Here is a 16,812-nt window from a genome sequence, read left to right as displayed (position 1 = left end):
GCGCCTCTTATCCTATCAGAAATAGGGCGTTCACTCAACTTCCGCAGTCATGATACGCTCAGCGGAGAGTGTCTGACTGACGGTTCCCAGCTGCAGGCCCTTGGCTCTGATCCCCCGGATCATCCCTCTCAGCGCTTGCGAGGAGGATGCTGTCGGATGCATCAGGATTAACGTTCCCGGCTCTACCCGGCTGCTGATCTTGGCAACAACCGATTCGGGGGACGGATTGCGCCAATCGACCGTATCCAGCGTCCACAGCACCGTCTTCAGTCCCAGTGAGGCGGCGATCTCCACCGTCTGCTGGTTAAAGTCGCCTGACGGCGGAGCAAACCACTTGTTCGTCACACCCAGGCTTTCCTTCAGCAGCTTCTGCGTCTTCTCAATCTCGGCAGTAGCACGTGTCCGGCTTAGACTACTCATCTTAGGATGCGTATACGCATGGTTCTCCACCTCATGCCCACGCTTCAGCATCTCTGCTGCAAGCTCCTTGTTGCGGCTTAACCAGCTTCCGTCCAGAAAAAAGGTAGCCTTCACCTTCTCTGCATCCAGAATGTCCAGCATCGGACGGATATACTCATTCCCCCAGGCCACATTAATCATCAGCGAGGCCATCGGCTTCGCCGGATTCCCCCGGTAAATCGGCTGCGCTCCCAGATCATCCAGTGATACCTTAGGCTTAATCTGGCGGTACAATAGCTTAAGGCCTGCTTCGGGTCCCCGTAAAAGCGCGCTCCGGTAGGTTGCCTCTACATCGACCTCCAGCCCGTTATACCCTGGTATGGCTTTCCATACCCGGTCCACAACAGCATTCACCGGCTGCGCATTCAGCGCCTCGGCACGGCGGGTAATCTGCGCGCGCAGATCATCCTCCGCCTGATTCATTGCATAGCTCATCACGGTGGCCTCCGCCTGAGGCTTAAGCCCGGCAATCATCTCTTTCACGGGTCCATTCGTGCTGCCAATTCCAATGACTACTGCGATGCAAGCCAGCACGAGCGCCGCCTTGTCCGTCTTCATGACGTTATACCTCCCCGGCACAAACGGTCTGTTCCGTCTCCGCACCAGGGTCAAGCCGTGCGGGGACGCTTTGTCCCAGCCTATGTATGAAGGGTGCAAATTATGCATACTCGTCAATGCCGCCTTCAAGCGGGTATGGTATAACCGTCAGTCAGGACGGTACTGCTGCGTATACTTTTCCAAAAAAAAGAGGCAGAACCGTCCTGCTTCTGTCTCTTCTTCATCTCTATAGTTGGAATATCGGTGAAGCGGCGGCGTAAGAATTACGCCTTCGCTCCGCTCTCAGAAGTCAGAACTGCTTTGCGCGACAGGTTGACGCGGCCTTGCTGGTCGATCTCCGTTACCTTCACGGTAATGGTGTCGCCTATCGCTACAACATCTTCCACTTTAGCTACACGATCAGTGGACAACTGGGAGATATGCACGAGGCCGTCTTTACCAGGGATCAATTCAACGAAAGCGCCGAATTTCTCGATGCGTCTAACGGTTCCCACATAAATCTCACCAACCACTACTTCCTTCACAATTCCTTCGATGATGCCACGGGCCTTCTGGATCATAGCTTCGTCAGAAGAACCGATAAATACGCGGCCATCCTGTTCGATGTCGATCTTCACGCCGGTTTCTTCAATGATCTTGTTGATGATTTTACCGCCAGCACCGATCACATCACGGATCTTGTCCGGATTGATATTGATGATAATGATCTTCGGAGCATATTTAGACAGGCTCGGTCTTGGAGCAGCAATCGCTTCATTCATTTTACCCAAAATGAACATCCGGCCTTCTCTGGCTTGCTCAAGCGCTTCATGCAGAATTTTGCGGTCGATGCCGTCGATTTTGATATCCATCTGAATCGCCGTTACTCCTTCTGCTGTACCTGCTACCTTGAAGTCCATATCGCCGAGGTGATCTTCCATGCCTTGAATATCGGTCAGGATGGACACATGCTCCCCGTCCTTGATCAGACCCATCGCTACACCGGCTACAGGCGCCTTGATAGGTACCCCTGCATCCATCATCGCCAGAATGCTGGCACAGATACTTGCCTGGGAGGTGGAGCCATTGGATTCAATCGCTTCGGATACCAGACGGATGGTGTACGGGAATTCAGTCTCACTTGGAATCACCTTGGACAATGCGCGTTCACCGAGTGCCCCGTGGCCGATCTCGCGGCGTCCCGGTGCTCTTAGCGGACGGGCTTCCCCAACGCTGAACGGAGGGAAGTTGTAATGGTGCATGAAGCGCTTGGTTTCAGCCGGATCAATACCATCCAGAATCTGCACATCGCCCAGTGCACCCAGTGTACATACGCTGAGGATCTGTGTCTGGCCGCGTGTGAACAGACCGGAACCGTGCGTACGCGGCAGCAGCGCTGTATCACATTCGATCGGACGGATCTCGTCCAGCTTACGTCCATCCGGACGAACCTTGTCATGCGTGATCAGTCGTCTAACTTCATCCTTCACGATATCATGCAGGGCTTCCTTAACATCCTTAAGAAGCTCTGGGGTTTCTATGTATTTCTCTGCGAAATACGTCACCGCTTCGTTGTTCACCAGATCGATAGCATCCTGACGGGCATGCTTCTCGGCAATTCTTACGGCTTCCACCAGACGACTCTCTGCAAAAGCACGAACCTCTGTATTGACATCCGCATTAACCGCATGCAGCTTCACAGCCATCTTCTCTTTACCGGCAACGGCTACGAGCTGTTCAATCACAGCCACAATCTTGCGGACCTCGTCATGACCGAACATGATCGCTTCAAGCATCACTTCTTCAGTCACTTCATTGGCTTCAGCTTCCACCATCATGATGGCATCCTTCGTACCGGCCACAACCACATAAATATCGCTGATTGCCTGCTGGGCTTGATCAGGGTTGATGATGAATTCTCCGTTAATCCGGCCGACAGCCACGCCGCCGATTGGTCCGTTGAACGGCACATCGGAAATACTGAGCGCAGCGGAAGTACCGATCATGGCAGCAATATCAGGCGCACAGTCCTGATCCACGCTCATTACCAGGTTCAAGACTTGAACGTCATTACGGAATCCTTCCGGGAACAATGGACGAATGGGACGGTCTGTCAGACGACTGGACAGAATCGCTTTCTCGCTCGGACGTCCTTCACGTTTGATGAATCCGCCAGGGATTTTGCCTACTGCATATAATCTTTCCTCATAATTCACTGTAAGCGGGAAGAAATCCAGATCTTTAGGCTCACTGGAAGCTGTAACCGTACACAATACTGAAGTATCTCCGTAACGCACCATCACGGCTGCGTTCGCTTGTTTGGCCAGACGGCCTGTTTCCAGCACAAGGCGTCTTCCGCCCAGCTGCATTTCCACACGTTGTTCCATAAAACCCCTCCTTGAATGGTAATAATACGTTCCTGTATGTTCTACAAGCAAAAACGGCTTGTCCTCCGCAGAAGTGCTATAGCCGTTTTTGCGAATGCTATCAACTTGTCAACTGTAAAAGTTTACCCTAAATTTTCAAAAAGCAACCCGGCTGTCCCGCTGTCGCTCGTAAGAAGGACATACGGTATACAACCAGGCTGCTTTTGGGCTTAGCTTATGGAAAATTAACGACGCAATCCCAGTTTTTCGATCAGGGCGCTGTAACGTCTGATGTCTTTGTTCTTCAAATACGCCAGCAGTTTACGACGTTGTCCAACCATCTTCAGCAGTCCGCGGCGGGAATGATGATCCTTCTTGTGCGTACGCAAGTGGTCAGTCAAATTAACGATGTTCTCCGTAAGGATAGCAACTTGCACCTCAGGGGATCCGGTATCGGATTCATGAGTTTTGTGCTCGTCGATCAATTGATGTTTACGTTCTTGAGTCAATGCCATCCTGTTCACCTCCTTCATTATAATCGCCAGTAGCCTCGTCACCGTCGGTGAGAACAAGTAACCAAGCTAAGGTTCACATGCTGTCATTCCAGCAACGTTAATCAGTATAGCACCTTCACAGGCAAAAGTAAACGGCTTGTCCGGAAAGATTAGGAATGATATCCCAGCATCCCTTTGGCCGTCTCAGCATCTGCGCCGATCTGTGCAATTAAGGCCTGGATAGACTCAAATTTGCGCTCTGAGCGGATATAGGAGACCAGCTCCACCTTAAGCTCCTGCCCATAGATATCTGAGGCAAAATCAAACAGGTGAACCTCAAAGCTCGGAGTGGTCACGCCTTCGTGAAATGTTGGCTTCACGCCGACATTCATCACCCCGTACAAGACCTCGTCCCGGTAAAAGACCTTGACGGCGTAAACGCCCTTGGCCGGAATCACATAGCGGTCTTCGAGCTGCAGGTTCGCGGTCGGAAAGCCGATGGTCCGGCCCCGCTTCTCCCCGTGACCGACGATACCGCGCAGGTGATAACAACGTCCAAACCAGGCATTGGCCTTATCCAGTTCCCCGCTCAGCAAGCTCTTGCGGATACCCGAGCTGCTGACCTTCTCTCCTTCAAGCAGGAACGGGGCGACCGTCTCTACCTTCATCGCACCCTGTCCCAGCTCCGCAAGCGTGTCCGCATCTCCCCCGCCCATGTAGCCGAAGCGGAAGTCGAACCCAACAACTGCAGTTATAATCTGCAGCGGAAGCAGCATTACAGAGACAAAATCCGCCGGACTCACCCGGGAGAGCTCTTCATTAAATTCAATTATATATAAAAGCTCAACACCCATCCCGGCAAGCAGCTCCTGCTTATCCTTAGAAGGGGTTAAATATCCCTCATAATCCCCCTTGCCCATAACATCCTTGGGATGGGGGTAGAAGGTCATCACCGCAGCGGGTACACCTGCCTCGCGGGCAAGAGCAACAGCTGATGTGATGACACTGGCATGCCCGAGGTGCAGTCCATCGAACTGTCCCAGAGCAACTACTTGAGGCTGCGCGTACTGTGCTGCCGCCTCAGGCAGCATCGGATAGCTTAACGTTACGGTTCTCACGCTGTTTCTCACCTACATTCGCAAATAAATTAAAGTTTAGACCTGGGCAAACACCTTGACAGGTGCAATAGCTCCGGTAGCCTCCAAAGCATAAATACCGAGGAACTCCCCTTGCTGATCATAGAGACGGAAATCTCCGGCCTGCTTCACTTCCGGCATTACAAAACGGGACGACAGACGCTGCCCCTGCAGGGCTGATTTCTTCTTCTCTGCCGCAACGGTATGTCTGGGTAAATGTGAAATCGCCTCGTCGGCAGCAATCAGATGCTCATCCAGTGTGCCGCCTTCCTTGTATTCAGCGATTTGCTCCAGAGTCAGGCAATGACTGGCCGAGATCCCGGCCGACATCGTCCGCTCCAGCTTCACCATCACACCGGGAAGACCAAGCTTCCGTCCGATATCTACACAGAGGGTGCGGATATAGGTTCCCTTGGAGCATAACGCCCGGAAAGTGATCTCCGGATAGTTGCCGTTCCAGACCATTTCCTGCATCTCAATCTCATAAATCTCCACTTCACGGCTCTTGCGCTCTACGGTCTTGCCTTCCCGGGCCAGCTCGTACAGACGCTTGCCGTCCACCTTCACTGCGGAATACATCGGCGGTACCTGTGAGATCACGCCCTGAAAGGAGTTCAGCACAGCCAGCACTTCGGCTTCTGTGATATGAACCTCCTCAACAGATTCCGTAATCGTGCCGGTCAGGTCCTCTGTATCGCTGGCCATTCCCAGCCGCAGTGTGGCAACATATTCCTTGGGCAGCTCCTGGATATACTCAACTACTCTAGTAGCCCGTCCCAGACAGAGCGGCAATACACCAGTTACCTGAGGATCAAGTGTCCCGGTATGTCCAATCCGTTTCATGCCCAGAATGCGCCGCGCCTTGGCCACAACATCATGTGAAGTGAACCCTGCCGGCTTATATACAGCCAGAACTCCTGTAAGCTCACTCATAAATGACGTTTGACCTCCTCAAGCACCTGTGCCACAGCTTCTTCCAGACTTCCATTAATACGCGCGCCCGCTGCCCGGGTGTGTCCGCCGCCGCCGAAGGCTTGCGCAAGTAGCGCCACATCCACCTTACCTGCTGAACGCAGGCTGGCCTTCACCGCATGGTCATCAATGACCTTGAACAGAATGCCTACCTCTACCCCGCGGATATTACGGGGATAGTTGACAATCCCTTCAAGATCCTCATTGGCCGCTCCACAGTCCAGCATATCCTGAGGTGTAACATACACCCAGGCTATATCTCCTTCAGGACCAAGCTGTAATGTGCTAAGTGCGCGGTTGAGCACCTTAACCTGGGGAAGCGTCATCTCTTCCAGCAGGGTCTCTGCCAGGTCCGGTCCATTCACACCCAGTGCCAGCAGCTCGGATACCGCCGCCATCACTTTAGGAGAAGTATTGCTGTAACGGAAACCGCCGGTATCCGTCAACAGCCCGGTATAAATGGCTGTGGCAATATCAATATCCCATTCCAATTCAAAGGTCTTCAGCAGATCGAACAGAATCTCTGCTGTCGCTGCCGCATCCGGCTTGATGAGATTCACCGCGCCGTAGCCGTTGTTCGTTGGATGATGGTCTATATTCAAGATCAGGGCATCACTGGTGAAATGCTGCTGTGTCAGTCCTACACGCTGGAAATCCGCACAGTCAACACATATCACATGGCCGTACTGGCGGGGCAAAGAACCTTCAGACAGATTGACAATCTGATCGGCATGCCATAAGTATTCCATCCGCTGCGGAATCTGGCCTTCATTCAGCATCAGATATTTTTTGCCCAGACATGAGAGAAGCCAGCCCACCGCGAGGGTGGAGCTGACTGCATCTCCGTCCGGCTGAACATGCGACACTACAAGATAATCGTCGTGTTCCAGCAGAAACTTACGCGTCTGCTGGAGACTTTGTTCATAGCTCTGCATTCGCCGTCTCCTTTATGTTCCGTAGCCTATTCGTTTTTGCCGATTTCGCCGAGCAGCTTCTCAATATGACTTCCGTAAGCAACGGATTCGTCAATCTTGAAGATCAGCTCAGGCGTATGGCGCAGGCGGATCGCTTTGCCAAGCTCCGAGCGGAGAAAGCCATTAGCTTTCTCAATCGCTCTAAGCGAGTCTGACTTCTGCTCCTCGTCCCCGAATACGCTCAGGTATACCTTGGCCTGTGACAGATCGTTCGTCACATCTACGCCAGTTACAGTTACGAACCCGACACGCGGGTCCTTCAGTCCGCTCTGGATGAGCTGGCTCAGCTCTTTCTTAATCTGCTCGCCAACCCGTCCCGCTCTGATTTTAGACATCTTATTTCACCTCTTCGCTTAGCGCTCTACCGTTTCCATGATGAATGCTTCGATGATGTCGCCTTCAAGGACATCATTATAGCGTTCCAAAGTTATGCCACATTCATAACCCTGTGCCACTTCTTTTGCATCATCTTTGAAACGTTTCAAGGTGTCGATTTTGCCTGTGAAGACAACGATACCGCTGCGGATCAGGCGCATTTCAGCATTGCGGGTAATTTTGCCGTCGGTAACCATACAACCTGCGACACTGCCCACTTTGCTGATTTTGAATACGTTGCGCACTTCAGCGTGGCCGATAACGTTCTCTTTAAAGATAGGATCAAGCATGCCCTTCATGGCACTTTCAATCTCTTCAATGACATTGTAGATGATGTTATGCAGACGCACATCCACCTTCTCCTGCTCAGCTGCCGCTTTCGTCTGGGCATCCGGACGAACGTTGAAGCCAATCACAATAGCATTGGAAGCTGCTGCCAGGGTAATATCGGATTCTGTAATCGCGCCGGCACCGCTGTGAAGGATCTTCACGCGTACGCCTTCCACTTCGATCTTGGCCAAGGAGCCCTTAAGCGCCTCTACCGAACCCTGAACGTCACCCTTGATGATTACGTTAAGATCCTTGATCTCGCCGTCCTTGATGTGCTTGAACAGATCATCCAGCGTAACGCGGGTGTTCGTGTTCAGCTCAGACTGGCGCTGCGATGTAGAACGTCTGTCAGAGATTGCGCGTGCTTTACGCTCATCTTCGAAGGCCATGAACGGATCGCCCGCCTGCGGCACCTCGGTCAGACCGGTAATTTCCACTGGAGTGGAAGGTCCCGCTTCCTTGATTTTGCGTCCCTTGTCATTCACCATGGCACGTACGCGGCCGAAGCAGTTACCCGCTACAAATGCGTCTCCGACCTTCAGTGTACCGTTCTGTACGAGAATACGGGCAACCGGTCCACGGTTCTTGTCAAGCTCAGCTTCTATAACAGTACCGCGTGCCCGTTTGTCCGGGTTCGCCTTGTACTCATTCACTTCGGCAACGAGCAGGATCATTTCCAGCAGCTCTTCAAGGTTAATGCGCTGCTTAGCCGACAGGTTGACGAAGATTGTATCGCCGCCCCACTCTTCCGGCACCAGCTCATAGCTTGTAAGCTCCTGCTTCACCTTGTCAGGGTCTGCGCCCGGCTTATCGATCTTGTTAACTGCTACAATGATCGGAAGTCCGGCTGCCTTGGCATGGTTGATCGCTTCTACAGTCTGAGGCATTACGCCGTCATCTGCCGCTACAACGATAATCGTCATATCTGTAACCTGGGCACCACGGGCACGCATTGCGGTGAACGCTTCATGGCCCGGAGTATCAAGGAATGTGATTTTCTTATGATTAATCTCAACCTGATAAGCACCGATATGCTGCGTAATTCCGCCTGCTTCGCCGCCGGATACATTCGTGGAACGGATAGCATCGAGCAAGGTTGTTTTACCATGGTCAACGTGACCCATGATCGTTACAACCGGTGGCCGTGTCATCAGATCGTCTTCGGAATCATTCTCTTCAACGGTCTCGAAGCTGTCTTCGTCAACCGGAATCTTCACTTCTACTTCTACGCCGAATTCGCCGGCCAGCAGCAGAATCGTATCGATATCAAGCTCCTGATTGATGGTGGCCATAACCCCCATCGAGATCAGCTTCTTAATCACTTCCGAAGCATCCTTGTGAAGCAGCTTCGCGGTTTCACCCACGGTCATGCTGCCACGGACAATGATCTTCTTAGGTGTGTTGTCAATCTTCTCACGATATACGGTCGGCTGGTTTCTGCCGCGGTTGTTCTTGCCGCCACGGCCGCGATAGTTGCCGCCCTTGTTGTCGTCGTAACGTTTCTGGCCGCTGTTGTTGCCGCCAGGTCTGCCGCCAGTGGTATTCTTCTTAGGGCCGTCATTGCGTGAGAAACCTCCGCCTGCATTGCCTTGACCTGACGGACGGTCACCTGTACGTGGTGCGCCGCCTTGTCCTTGCGGACGGCTGCCAGTAGAGCTGCCCTGTGGGCGGCTTCCGCTAGTAGAACTGCCTTGTGGACGGCTTCCGCCAGTAGAGCTGCCTTGCGGACGGCTGCCAGTGGAGCTGCCCTGTGGGCGGCTTCCGCCAGTAGAACTGCCTTGTGGACGGCTTCCGCCAGTGGAGCTGCCCTGTGGGCGGCTGCCGGTGGAGCTGCCTTGCGGGCGGCTGCCAGTCGAACTGCTTTGCGGACGGCTGCTGCTTGAACTGCCCTGCGGGCGGGAATTCTGAGCGGAGCCTGATGTTTGTGTTCTGCGGGAATCTTGTCCGCTTTGGGGCCTTGGGGACGTCGTCGATTGGTTGTTGTTTTGGTTACTGTTCATACCTACCTGCTTTTCCGAATGAATTTTGTTGGTATTCTGAGCACTGCGTACTTCGGCGGTTACCGCACCGGTAGTCACTACCGGACGGCTGCTGGTGCCGTTGTCCCGCTTGGCTGCAGCGTTTGACTTGATGTCCTTGAAGAATTGTTCAACTTTGTTCACGGAGCCATTCTCCATGACACTCATATGATTATTCACCGGGACATCCAAACGCTTCAGAATGGTAATAATTTCTTTACTGCTCATGTTCAAAGACTTGGCATATTCGTATACGCGCAGCTTATCCTTATTATCTTCTTTAGTCAATAACTCCACCTCCGACAGTATCTCCAAGCGTTCTGGAGATCATTTCCGCGAATCCTTTATCCGTAACGGCCAGCACCACGCGCTGGTCCTTACCAATACTTGCACCGAGTTCATCCCGGTGAAATGCGATTACTAGTGGAATATCGTAGGTTCCGCATTTATCGCGGAACTTCTTCTGGGTATTATCTGAAGCGTCACCTGCCAGGACGACCAGCTTCGCCTCTGAAGACCGCACTGCCTTAAGCACAGCCTCATCGCCGGTGACAATCTTGCCTGCTCTCATCGCAAGCCCTAAATAAGAAAGTGTCTTACTCATTGTCCTCACTATCCTTCGCTGCCAAAAACTGCTCCTCCACGGATGCAAAATCCCGGGCAAGCTGGGCATAGATTTCAGGACTGACCTGACATTTCAATGCCCGGTCAAGTGCTTTGGTCTTCTGTGCTAGCTTAAAGTATTCCAGTTTACCGCAGATATAAGCGCCACGGCCCGACTTCTTGCCTGTCAGGTCGATCAGCACCTCGCCTTCAGGCGTTCTCACCACGCGAATCAGCTCTTTCTTGGGCATCATCTCCTGGCTGGCAACGCATTTACGCAGCGGCACCTTTCTTTGCTTCATAACAAAGCACCTCCCGTCAGTCAGCATTCATTAATCGATGGAGACGGAATCCTGATGCATTTCATCATTGGACGATCTGGGTCTACCGTATTCCTGCTCCGCCTGCGTCTCGCTCTTGATATCGATCTTCCAGCCGGTCAGCTTGGCGGCAAGACGGGCATTCTGCCCCTTGATGCCGATAGCCAGCGACAGCTGATAGTCAGGAACAATGACGCGGGCCATTTTCTCAGCTTCAAAGACCTGAACCTCAAGCACCTTGGACGGGCTAAGAGCATTGGCTACGTACTCCTGCACCAGCTCGGAATATCTGACGATATCAATCTTCTCACCACGAAGCTCAGTCACGATGGTCTGTACACGCGTGCCTCTCGGTCCTACGCAGGAGCCCACCGGGTCAACTTCAGGATTGCGTGAGAACACGGCGATCTTGGAGCGGAAGCCGGCTTCGCGGGCAACGGAACGAATCTCCACCACCCCGTCAAAAATCTCCGGCACCTCCAGCTCGAACAGACGCTTCAGGAGACCCGGATGACTGCGGGACAGCATGATCTGCGGTCCTTTGGTCGTGTTCTCCACCTTGGTGATATAAGCCTTGATGCGCTCGCTCTGCTTGAACTTCTCTCCAGGCATCAGCTCGCTCAGCGGAAGAACCGCCTCGATTTTGCCAAGATCCACATAGATATTGCGCATATCCTGACGCTGTACAAGGCCGGTAACAATATCATCTTCCTTGTCGATAAAAGCGTTATAGATCAGGCCGCGTTCCGCTTCACGGATACGCTGGGTAACCACCTGCTTCGCAGTCTGGGCGGCAATGCGGCCGAAATCACGCGGCGTGACTTCCTGCTCAGCGATGTCCTCCAGCTGGAAATGCGGGTTGATCTCCCGGGCAGCCAGGAGTGAGATCTCAGTCCGTGCATCGAGAACCTCCTCCACAATCAGCTTGCGGGCAAACACCTTGATTACGCCTGTGTTGCGGTTCATATCCACACGCACATTCTGCGCCGCATTGAAATTGCGTTTATAGCTGGAGATCAGCGCCGCTTCGATGGCTTCGAACAGCACATCCTTGCTGATGCCTTTCTCCCTTTCCAGTTCATTCATAGCTTCAATAAACTCCATACTCATGAAATTCCGGTCCCCCTTTCAAGACGTTAAAAAATAATGGCCAATCTCGCACTGGCGACCTTGGCGTAAGGTACCACATGTTCTTTTTTGCCCGCGGAGATGAGCAGTTCCTCGTTCTCGAACGAGAGCAACCGGCCTTCGAATTCTTTGAGTCCTTGAATCGGCTCATAGACCGTTACATATACGTCCTTGCCCACTGCCTTGGCGACATCCGCAGCTTTCTTGAGCGGACGCTCAGCTCCCGGCGAGGAGACTTCAAGGAAATACGCTTCGGAGAACGGATCATTCTCATCCAGCTTCTGGCTGATATATTCGCTGATGGACCCGCAGTCATCGATATCGATGCCGCCCTCTTTGTCTACGAATACGCGCAGAAACCAGTTGGAGCCTTCCTTCACGTATTCAACGTCCACCAGTTCGAAACCATTGTCCTCGAGATAGGACCCGAGCAGCTGCTCTACCGTTTGTTTAATTTTGGATTTGGGTGTGCTCAAAAGAAGATTACCTCCACGAACTTGTCTTTTGCTATATACCAAAGATAAAGAGTGGGTTTCCCCACTCTTTACACAACGGACTTATCTCATTATTACCAAAAAAATTATACCATAGTGAGGCAGCACTGACAAGTACCAGCCCTTGACTCCCCTTTTTAAAGGACTCTATATGCTATCACTTAAGCCGGTTGTTAGAACAGTGAAAGCTGGTTGCTCTCCGGCAATCCCCGGAAGCAGCCCATTCCCGTGAGCAGCTCAATCACCGTTTTACTGGCCTTGGATTTCTGCTGGAAATCCTCAATGGAGAGGAATTCTCCTGCGTCCTTGGCAGCAGCGATATTAATCGCAGCATTATCCCCGATTCCCGCAAGCGAGGAGAATGGAGGAATCAGGCTCGTACCGTCTACCGTAAATTTGGTAGCGTCCGAGCGGTACAGATCAATGTTCTTGAAGGTGAAGCCGCGTGCGGTCATCTCCAGGGCCATCTCCAGGACCGGAAGCATGGCTTTTTCCTTAGGCAGCGCCTGGAAGCCCTTGGCTTCGATCTCTACCAGCTGGCGCGCAATGGCTTCGTAGCCTTTGCAGCACAGCTCGATATCGAAATCCGCCGCGCGGACCGAGAAGTAAGTCGCATAGTATTCTATCGGATGATACAGCTTGAAGAAGGCTGTTCGCACCGCTGAAATAACATAAGCCGCGGCATGGGCCTTCGGGAACATATACTGGATTTTGAGACAGGAATCAATGTACCACTGCGGCACCTTGCAATTCTTCATCTCTTCAATCCACTCCGGCGGCAAGCCCTTCCCTTTACGCACGCTCTCCGTAATTTTGAAGGCCAGACTGGCATCCATGCCCGCCTTATAGATCAGATAGAGCATAATATCATCACGGCAGCCGATTACCGTCTTAATGTTGCAGGTGTTGTTCTTGATCAGCTCCTGGGCATTTCCCAGCCACACGCCGGTTCCATGGGACAGCCCCGAAATCTGCAGCAAATCGGCAAAGCTGGACGGCTTCGCTTCGACAAGCATCTGGCGGACGAACTTCGTCCCCATCTCGGGCACTCCATAAGTGGCTACCGGGGTGCGGATCTGATCCGGCCTTACCCCGAGCGCATCCGTAGAGTTGAACATACTCATCACCTTCGGATCATTCATTGGAATGGTCGTCGGGTCGACGCCAGTCAGATCCTGCAGCATCCGCATCATCGTCGGATCATCGTGGCCGAGAATATCGAGCTTGAGCAGGTTGGCATCGAAGGCGTGATAGTCGAAATGGGTAGTCTTCCACTCGGCTGTAACATCATCCGCCGGGAACTGCACCGGAGTGATATCTTCGATCTCCATGTAGTCCGGCAAAACAACGATACCGCCGGGATGCTGCCCCGTACTGCGCTTCACACCGGTACAGCCGGCGGCAAGCCGTCCAACCTCCGCGCCGCGCCAGCGCTTCTGGTGATGCTCCTCATATTTCTTAGTGAAGCCGAAGGCGGTCTTCTCCGCCACTGTACCGATGGTTCCCGCGCGGAATACATTGTCCGGACCGAACATTGTTTTGGTAAAATTATGGGCGTTCGGCTGATACTCCCCGGAGAAGTTAAGGTCGATATCGGGAACCTTGTCCCCTTTGAAGCCCAGGAAGGTCTCAAACGGAATATCCTGCCCTTCTCCCTTAAGCTTGCCGCCGCAATCCGGACAGTCCTTATCCGGCAAGTCAAAGCCGCTCGGCACACTTCCGTCCAGGAACCATTCGCTGTGCCGGCATTCGGAATTGGTGCAGATATAGTGGGCCGGAAGCGGATTAACCTCCGATATTCCAAGGAATGTTGCCACTACCGACGAGCCTACCGAGCCACGGGAACCGACGAGATAACCGTCCTGGTTCGACTTTTTGACCAGCCGTTCCGAGATCAGATAGTTGGCGGAGAACCCGTATTTAATAATCGGGGCAAGCTCCTTCTCCAGACGGGCAACCACAACCTCCGGCAGCTCCTCGCCGTAGATCGATTTGGCAGTGTCATAGCAGGTATTGCGGATCTCATCATCCGCACCTTCAATAATAGGTGTGAAGAGATCGCTTGGAAACAGATCGTATTCCTCGAACCGCTCAGCCAGCTCAACAGTATTCGTTACCACGACTTCCTTCGCTTTGGCTGCACCCAGGTATTCGAACTCGGCAAGCATCTCATCGGTTGTACGGAAGTGGGCATCCGGCTTGTTCTGGTCCTTCAGCGGACTGAACCCGGTAATCCCGTGGATCGTAATATCGCGGAACAGTTTATCGCGCGGCTCCAGATAGTGCACATTCCCAGTGGCTATCACCGGCTTGTTTATCTGCTCGCCAATCTCACAGATTTTGCGTACAACTCCCCGCAGGTCCTCTGGACTCGCTACGAACCCTTTATCCACCAGATGCATGTACATGGTCAGCGGCTGGATTTCCAGCACATCATAGAACTGGGCAACCTCAATCGCCTCTTCTACGGTCTTGTTCAGCACAGCCTCGAAGAACTCGCCCCGCTCACAGCCGGATATGACGAGCAGTCCGTCACGATGCTCTTCAAGCTTCGATTTGGGGATGCAGGGTACCCGCTTGTAGTACTCGGTATGCGACATGGAGATCAGCTTGTAGAGGTTCTTTTTGCCGATGGGATTCAGTGCATAGATGCCGCAGTGAAACGGCCGCACATTCGACAGGTCATTGCCTACATAATCATTCAGCCGGTCCAGCCGGGTCATCCCCTTCATCTTCTCCGCATCGGCCAAGAGACCGTTCAGAATCCCGCCCAGTGCTATCGTATCATCCACCGCACGGTGATGGCTCTCCAGCAGTACCTTGTACTTGTCAGCAAGCGTATTGAGCCGGTGGTTCTTCATTTTGGGGAAGAGCAGACGCGCCAGCTCCAGCGTATCCAGTGAAGGATTCGGCAGCTCCGGCTGCCCCAGCTTCTTCAGAGAAGCTTGAATGAAGCCCATATCGAACCGCGCATTGTGCGCAACGAGAATGCTGTCTCCTACAAACTCCACGAATTCCTTTAGTACCGGTTCCAGATCCGGGGCATCCTTGACCATTTCATCCGTAATGTTCGTCAGCTGCTGGATGTGGTAGGGAATTTTCTCATGCGGATTGACAAAGGTGGTGTAGCGGTCCAGCTCCTTGCCTTCGCACATCTTGATCGCCGCAAGCTCCGTGATGTTATTGCGTGTGATGGACAGCCCCGTGGTCTCGATATCGAAAACGACATAGGTTGCCGTCTTGAGCTCCAGCGGCTGTGCATTCTCCACGATATTGACCGCGTCATTGACGACATTGGCCTCCACACCGTAGAGCATCTTGAGCTTATGCTTATGGGCGGCATGATTCGCATCCGGGAAGCTCTGAACATTGCCATGGTCGGTAACTGCAAGTGCCGGGTGGCCCCATTTCGCAGCTGTTTTGACATAGGCATCAATCGGTGCTACCGCATCCATCGTGCTCATGGTCGTATGCAGGTGGAACTCCACGCGCTTCTCCTTAGCATTGTCCTTACGTGCAGGCGGTGCCGACACCTCGGTCAGATCCGAAGGAATCATCACCAGCTCGGGAATCTGCATGAACCGGTCATATTCCACTTTGCCGCGCGCCCGGACCCATTTGCCGTTAGCCAGCTGACCCATGATCTTCAGCTCTTCCTTGGTCTTCGCGAACATCTTCATCTGCAGGGAATCTGTAAAGTCTGTGATGCAGAAGGTGAACAGCGTATTCCCGTTACGCAGCTCCTTGCTGTCCAGCCCGAAGATCGTCCCCTGGATTGTAATCTTCTTCTCTTCATCCTGAATCTCCAGAATGGAGACGGCCTGCTCCTTAATGTCATTCCCGATCTGAAGCTTAATGACCTCGCCCGGGTCCCCCGCTTCTTCAGGCTCGTCCGGCTCACTGTTCATCATCATCAGCTCTACCAGCTCACGTTGCTCCTGCTGGAGCTTCTGCTGGAATTCCTCATAGGCATCCGCTTTGTTTTTGGTCTCATCCTCGGACATCTGCAGCTTGACCTTGAGAGGGAGCGCGAAGTATTTATCATAATATTTAATAATGGCGGCTTCGATACCCTTTTTGCGGGCCAGTTCGAGCGACATGGAATCGTTCAGGCTTAGGATGAGCGTGCCGTCCTGCAGCTCCTGGCTGGAGCGCGTCAGCCAACCGTTGACGGACGGAATCTCACGCTGGACCCACTCCAGGAACATGCCCCAGTACTCCTGTACAATATCAGCTCTGCTTACAGTATCATCATATAGGAACAAGAAGCTGACCTTGGCAATATGCTGCAGCTTCTCACGCATTCTAAGGATAAATGCCCGGTAGGTCTGGGCGGGAATCAGGGTTGTCTTCGCAATCACGATATGCCAGTCATGGTTGCCGCGGCTAATCTCCACCCGTTCAATCTGTCCGTCTACAAAATAAGGATCAATCATGGCAGGCGGAATCTCCCCCTGCTTCATCAACAGCTCAAATCTCTTTCTTCTCTCCACGTTCTGCTCCATGCATTCCCCACCTAACTCGGCAATATTTGTAAGAAAAAGCCTCCAGCTTAAAAAGCATTGGGTACTTGCGGCCCGCCGACTCCTCTCGCCAGAAGCTGATA

At 52.9% G+C, this 16,812-nt stretch carries 13 protein-coding genes; all 13 read right to left on the bottom strand.

Features of this window, described 5'->3' with window-relative positions; translation table 11 throughout:
- Positions 1-30: 30 nt before the first annotated feature.
- The 13 genes from MKY64_RS08365 to MKY64_RS08305 all read right to left on the bottom strand — a co-directional run bounded on the left by MKY64_RS08365 (position 31) and on the right by MKY64_RS08305 (position 16,711).
- Positions 31-1,017, bottom strand: a complete 987-nt coding sequence (locus MKY64_RS08365) for a polysaccharide deacetylase family protein (protein ID WP_209879023.1) — start codon at positions 1,015-1,017, stop codon at positions 31-33.
- Between the two features lie 263 nt (positions 1,018-1,280).
- A complete protein-coding gene (gene pnp / locus MKY64_RS08360) occupies positions 1,281-3,383 on the bottom strand; it encodes a polyribonucleotide nucleotidyltransferase (protein WP_036724732.1) in 2,103 nt (700 codons plus the stop codon).
- Between the two features lie 224 nt (positions 3,384-3,607).
- On the bottom strand, positions 3,608-3,877 hold the full coding sequence (rpsO, locus tag MKY64_RS08355) for a 30S ribosomal protein S15 (RefSeq protein WP_019910460.1): 270 nt from the start codon (positions 3,875-3,877) through the stop codon (positions 3,608-3,610).
- Between the two features lie 149 nt (positions 3,878-4,026).
- Positions 4,027-4,974, bottom strand: a complete 948-nt coding sequence (locus MKY64_RS08350; protein ID WP_036724731.1) for a bifunctional riboflavin kinase/FAD synthetase — start codon at positions 4,972-4,974, stop codon at positions 4,027-4,029.
- A gap of 36 nt (positions 4,975-5,010) precedes the next feature.
- A complete protein-coding gene (gene truB, locus MKY64_RS08345) occupies positions 5,011-5,925 on the bottom strand; it encodes a tRNA pseudouridine(55) synthase TruB (RefSeq protein ID WP_036724730.1) in 915 nt (304 codons plus the stop codon).
- Entirely contained in the window at positions 5,922-6,899 is a 978-nt protein-coding gene (locus MKY64_RS08340; protein WP_340952163.1) for a DHH family phosphoesterase, read from the bottom strand. The genes truB and MKY64_RS08340 overlap by 4 nt, the downstream gene beginning before the upstream one ends.
- Positions 6,900-6,925: 26 nt before the next feature.
- On the bottom strand, positions 6,926-7,273 hold the full coding sequence (gene rbfA / locus MKY64_RS08335) for a 30S ribosome-binding factor RbfA (RefSeq protein WP_036692621.1): 348 nt from the start codon (positions 7,271-7,273) through the stop codon (positions 6,926-6,928).
- Positions 7,274-7,291: 18 nt separating this feature from the next.
- Positions 7,292-9,949 carry a translation initiation factor IF-2 gene (gene infB, locus MKY64_RS08330; RefSeq protein WP_209879032.1) on the bottom strand — a complete coding sequence of 886 codons (2,658 nt, stop codon included), beginning with the start codon at positions 9,947-9,949 and terminating at the stop codon, positions 7,292-7,294.
- Positions 9,942-10,265 carry a YlxQ family RNA-binding protein gene (locus MKY64_RS08325; protein WP_036724725.1) on the bottom strand — a complete coding sequence of 108 codons (324 nt, stop codon included), beginning with the start codon at positions 10,263-10,265 and terminating at the stop codon, positions 9,942-9,944. The genes infB and MKY64_RS08325 overlap by 8 nt, the downstream gene beginning before the upstream one ends.
- Positions 10,258-10,566 carry an RNase P modulator RnpM gene (rnpM, locus tag MKY64_RS08320; protein WP_036692616.1) on the bottom strand — a complete coding sequence of 103 codons (309 nt, stop codon included), beginning with the start codon at positions 10,564-10,566 and terminating at the stop codon, positions 10,258-10,260. Before rnpM ends, MKY64_RS08325 begins: the two co-directional genes overlap by 8 nt.
- A 30-nt stretch (positions 10,567-10,596) precedes the next feature.
- Complete coding sequence (gene nusA, locus MKY64_RS08315) at positions 10,597-11,694, bottom strand: transcription termination factor NusA (RefSeq protein ID WP_036724723.1); 1,098 nt, start codon at positions 11,692-11,694, stop codon at positions 10,597-10,599.
- A 26-nt stretch (positions 11,695-11,720) separates the two neighbouring features.
- Complete coding sequence (rimP, locus tag MKY64_RS08310) at positions 11,721-12,188, bottom strand: ribosome maturation factor RimP (protein WP_340940101.1); 468 nt, start codon at positions 12,186-12,188, stop codon at positions 11,721-11,723.
- Between the two features lie 191 nt (positions 12,189-12,379).
- Entirely contained in the window at positions 12,380-16,711 is a 4,332-nt protein-coding gene (locus tag MKY64_RS08305; RefSeq protein WP_036724720.1) for a PolC-type DNA polymerase III, read from the bottom strand.
- Positions 16,712-16,812 lie beyond the last annotated feature (101 nt).

The organism is Paenibacillus sp. FSL R7-0210 (genome assembly GCF_038009085.1).
GTDB lineage: Bacteria > Bacillota > Bacilli > Paenibacillales > Paenibacillaceae > Paenibacillus_AQ > Paenibacillus_AQ silagei.
This window is presented reverse-complemented; position numbering and strand designations above follow the sequence as displayed.

What these genes read in the sequence shown, in the direction of transcription:
- MKY64_RS08365 (WP_209879023.1), bottom strand. Translation starts at nt 1,017, where the DNA reads ATGAAGACGGACAAGGCGGCGCTCGTGCTGGCTTGCATCGCAGTAGTC.
- pnp (WP_036724732.1), bottom strand. Translation starts at nt 3,383, where the DNA reads ATGGAACAACGTGTGGAAATGCAGCTGGGCGGAAGACGCCTTGTGCTG.
- rpsO (WP_019910460.1), bottom strand. Translation starts at nt 3,877, where the DNA reads ATGGCATTGACTCAAGAACGTAAACATCAATTGATCGACGAGCACAAA.
- truB (WP_036724730.1), bottom strand. Translation starts at nt 5,925, where the DNA reads ATGAGTGAGCTTACAGGAGTTCTGGCTGTATATAAGCCGGCAGGGTTC.
- MKY64_RS08340 (WP_340952163.1), bottom strand. Translation starts at nt 6,899, where the DNA reads ATGCAGAGCTATGAACAAAGTCTCCAGCAGACGCGTAAGTTTCTGCTG.
- rbfA (WP_036692621.1), bottom strand. Translation starts at nt 7,273, where the DNA reads ATGTCTAAAATCAGAGCGGGACGGGTTGGCGAGCAGATTAAGAAAGAG.
- MKY64_RS08325 (WP_036724725.1), bottom strand. Translation starts at nt 10,265, where the DNA reads ATGAGTAAGACACTTTCTTATTTAGGGCTTGCGATGAGAGCAGGCAAG.
- rnpM (WP_036692616.1), bottom strand. Translation starts at nt 10,566, where the DNA reads ATGAAGCAAAGAAAGGTGCCGCTGCGTAAATGCGTTGCCAGCCAGGAG.
- nusA (WP_036724723.1), bottom strand. Translation starts at nt 11,694, where the DNA reads ATGAGTATGGAGTTTATTGAAGCTATGAATGAACTGGAAAGGGAGAAA.
- MKY64_RS08305 (WP_036724720.1), bottom strand. Translation starts at nt 16,711, where the DNA reads ATGGAGCAGAACGTGGAGAGAAGAAAGAGATTTGAGCTGTTGATGAAG.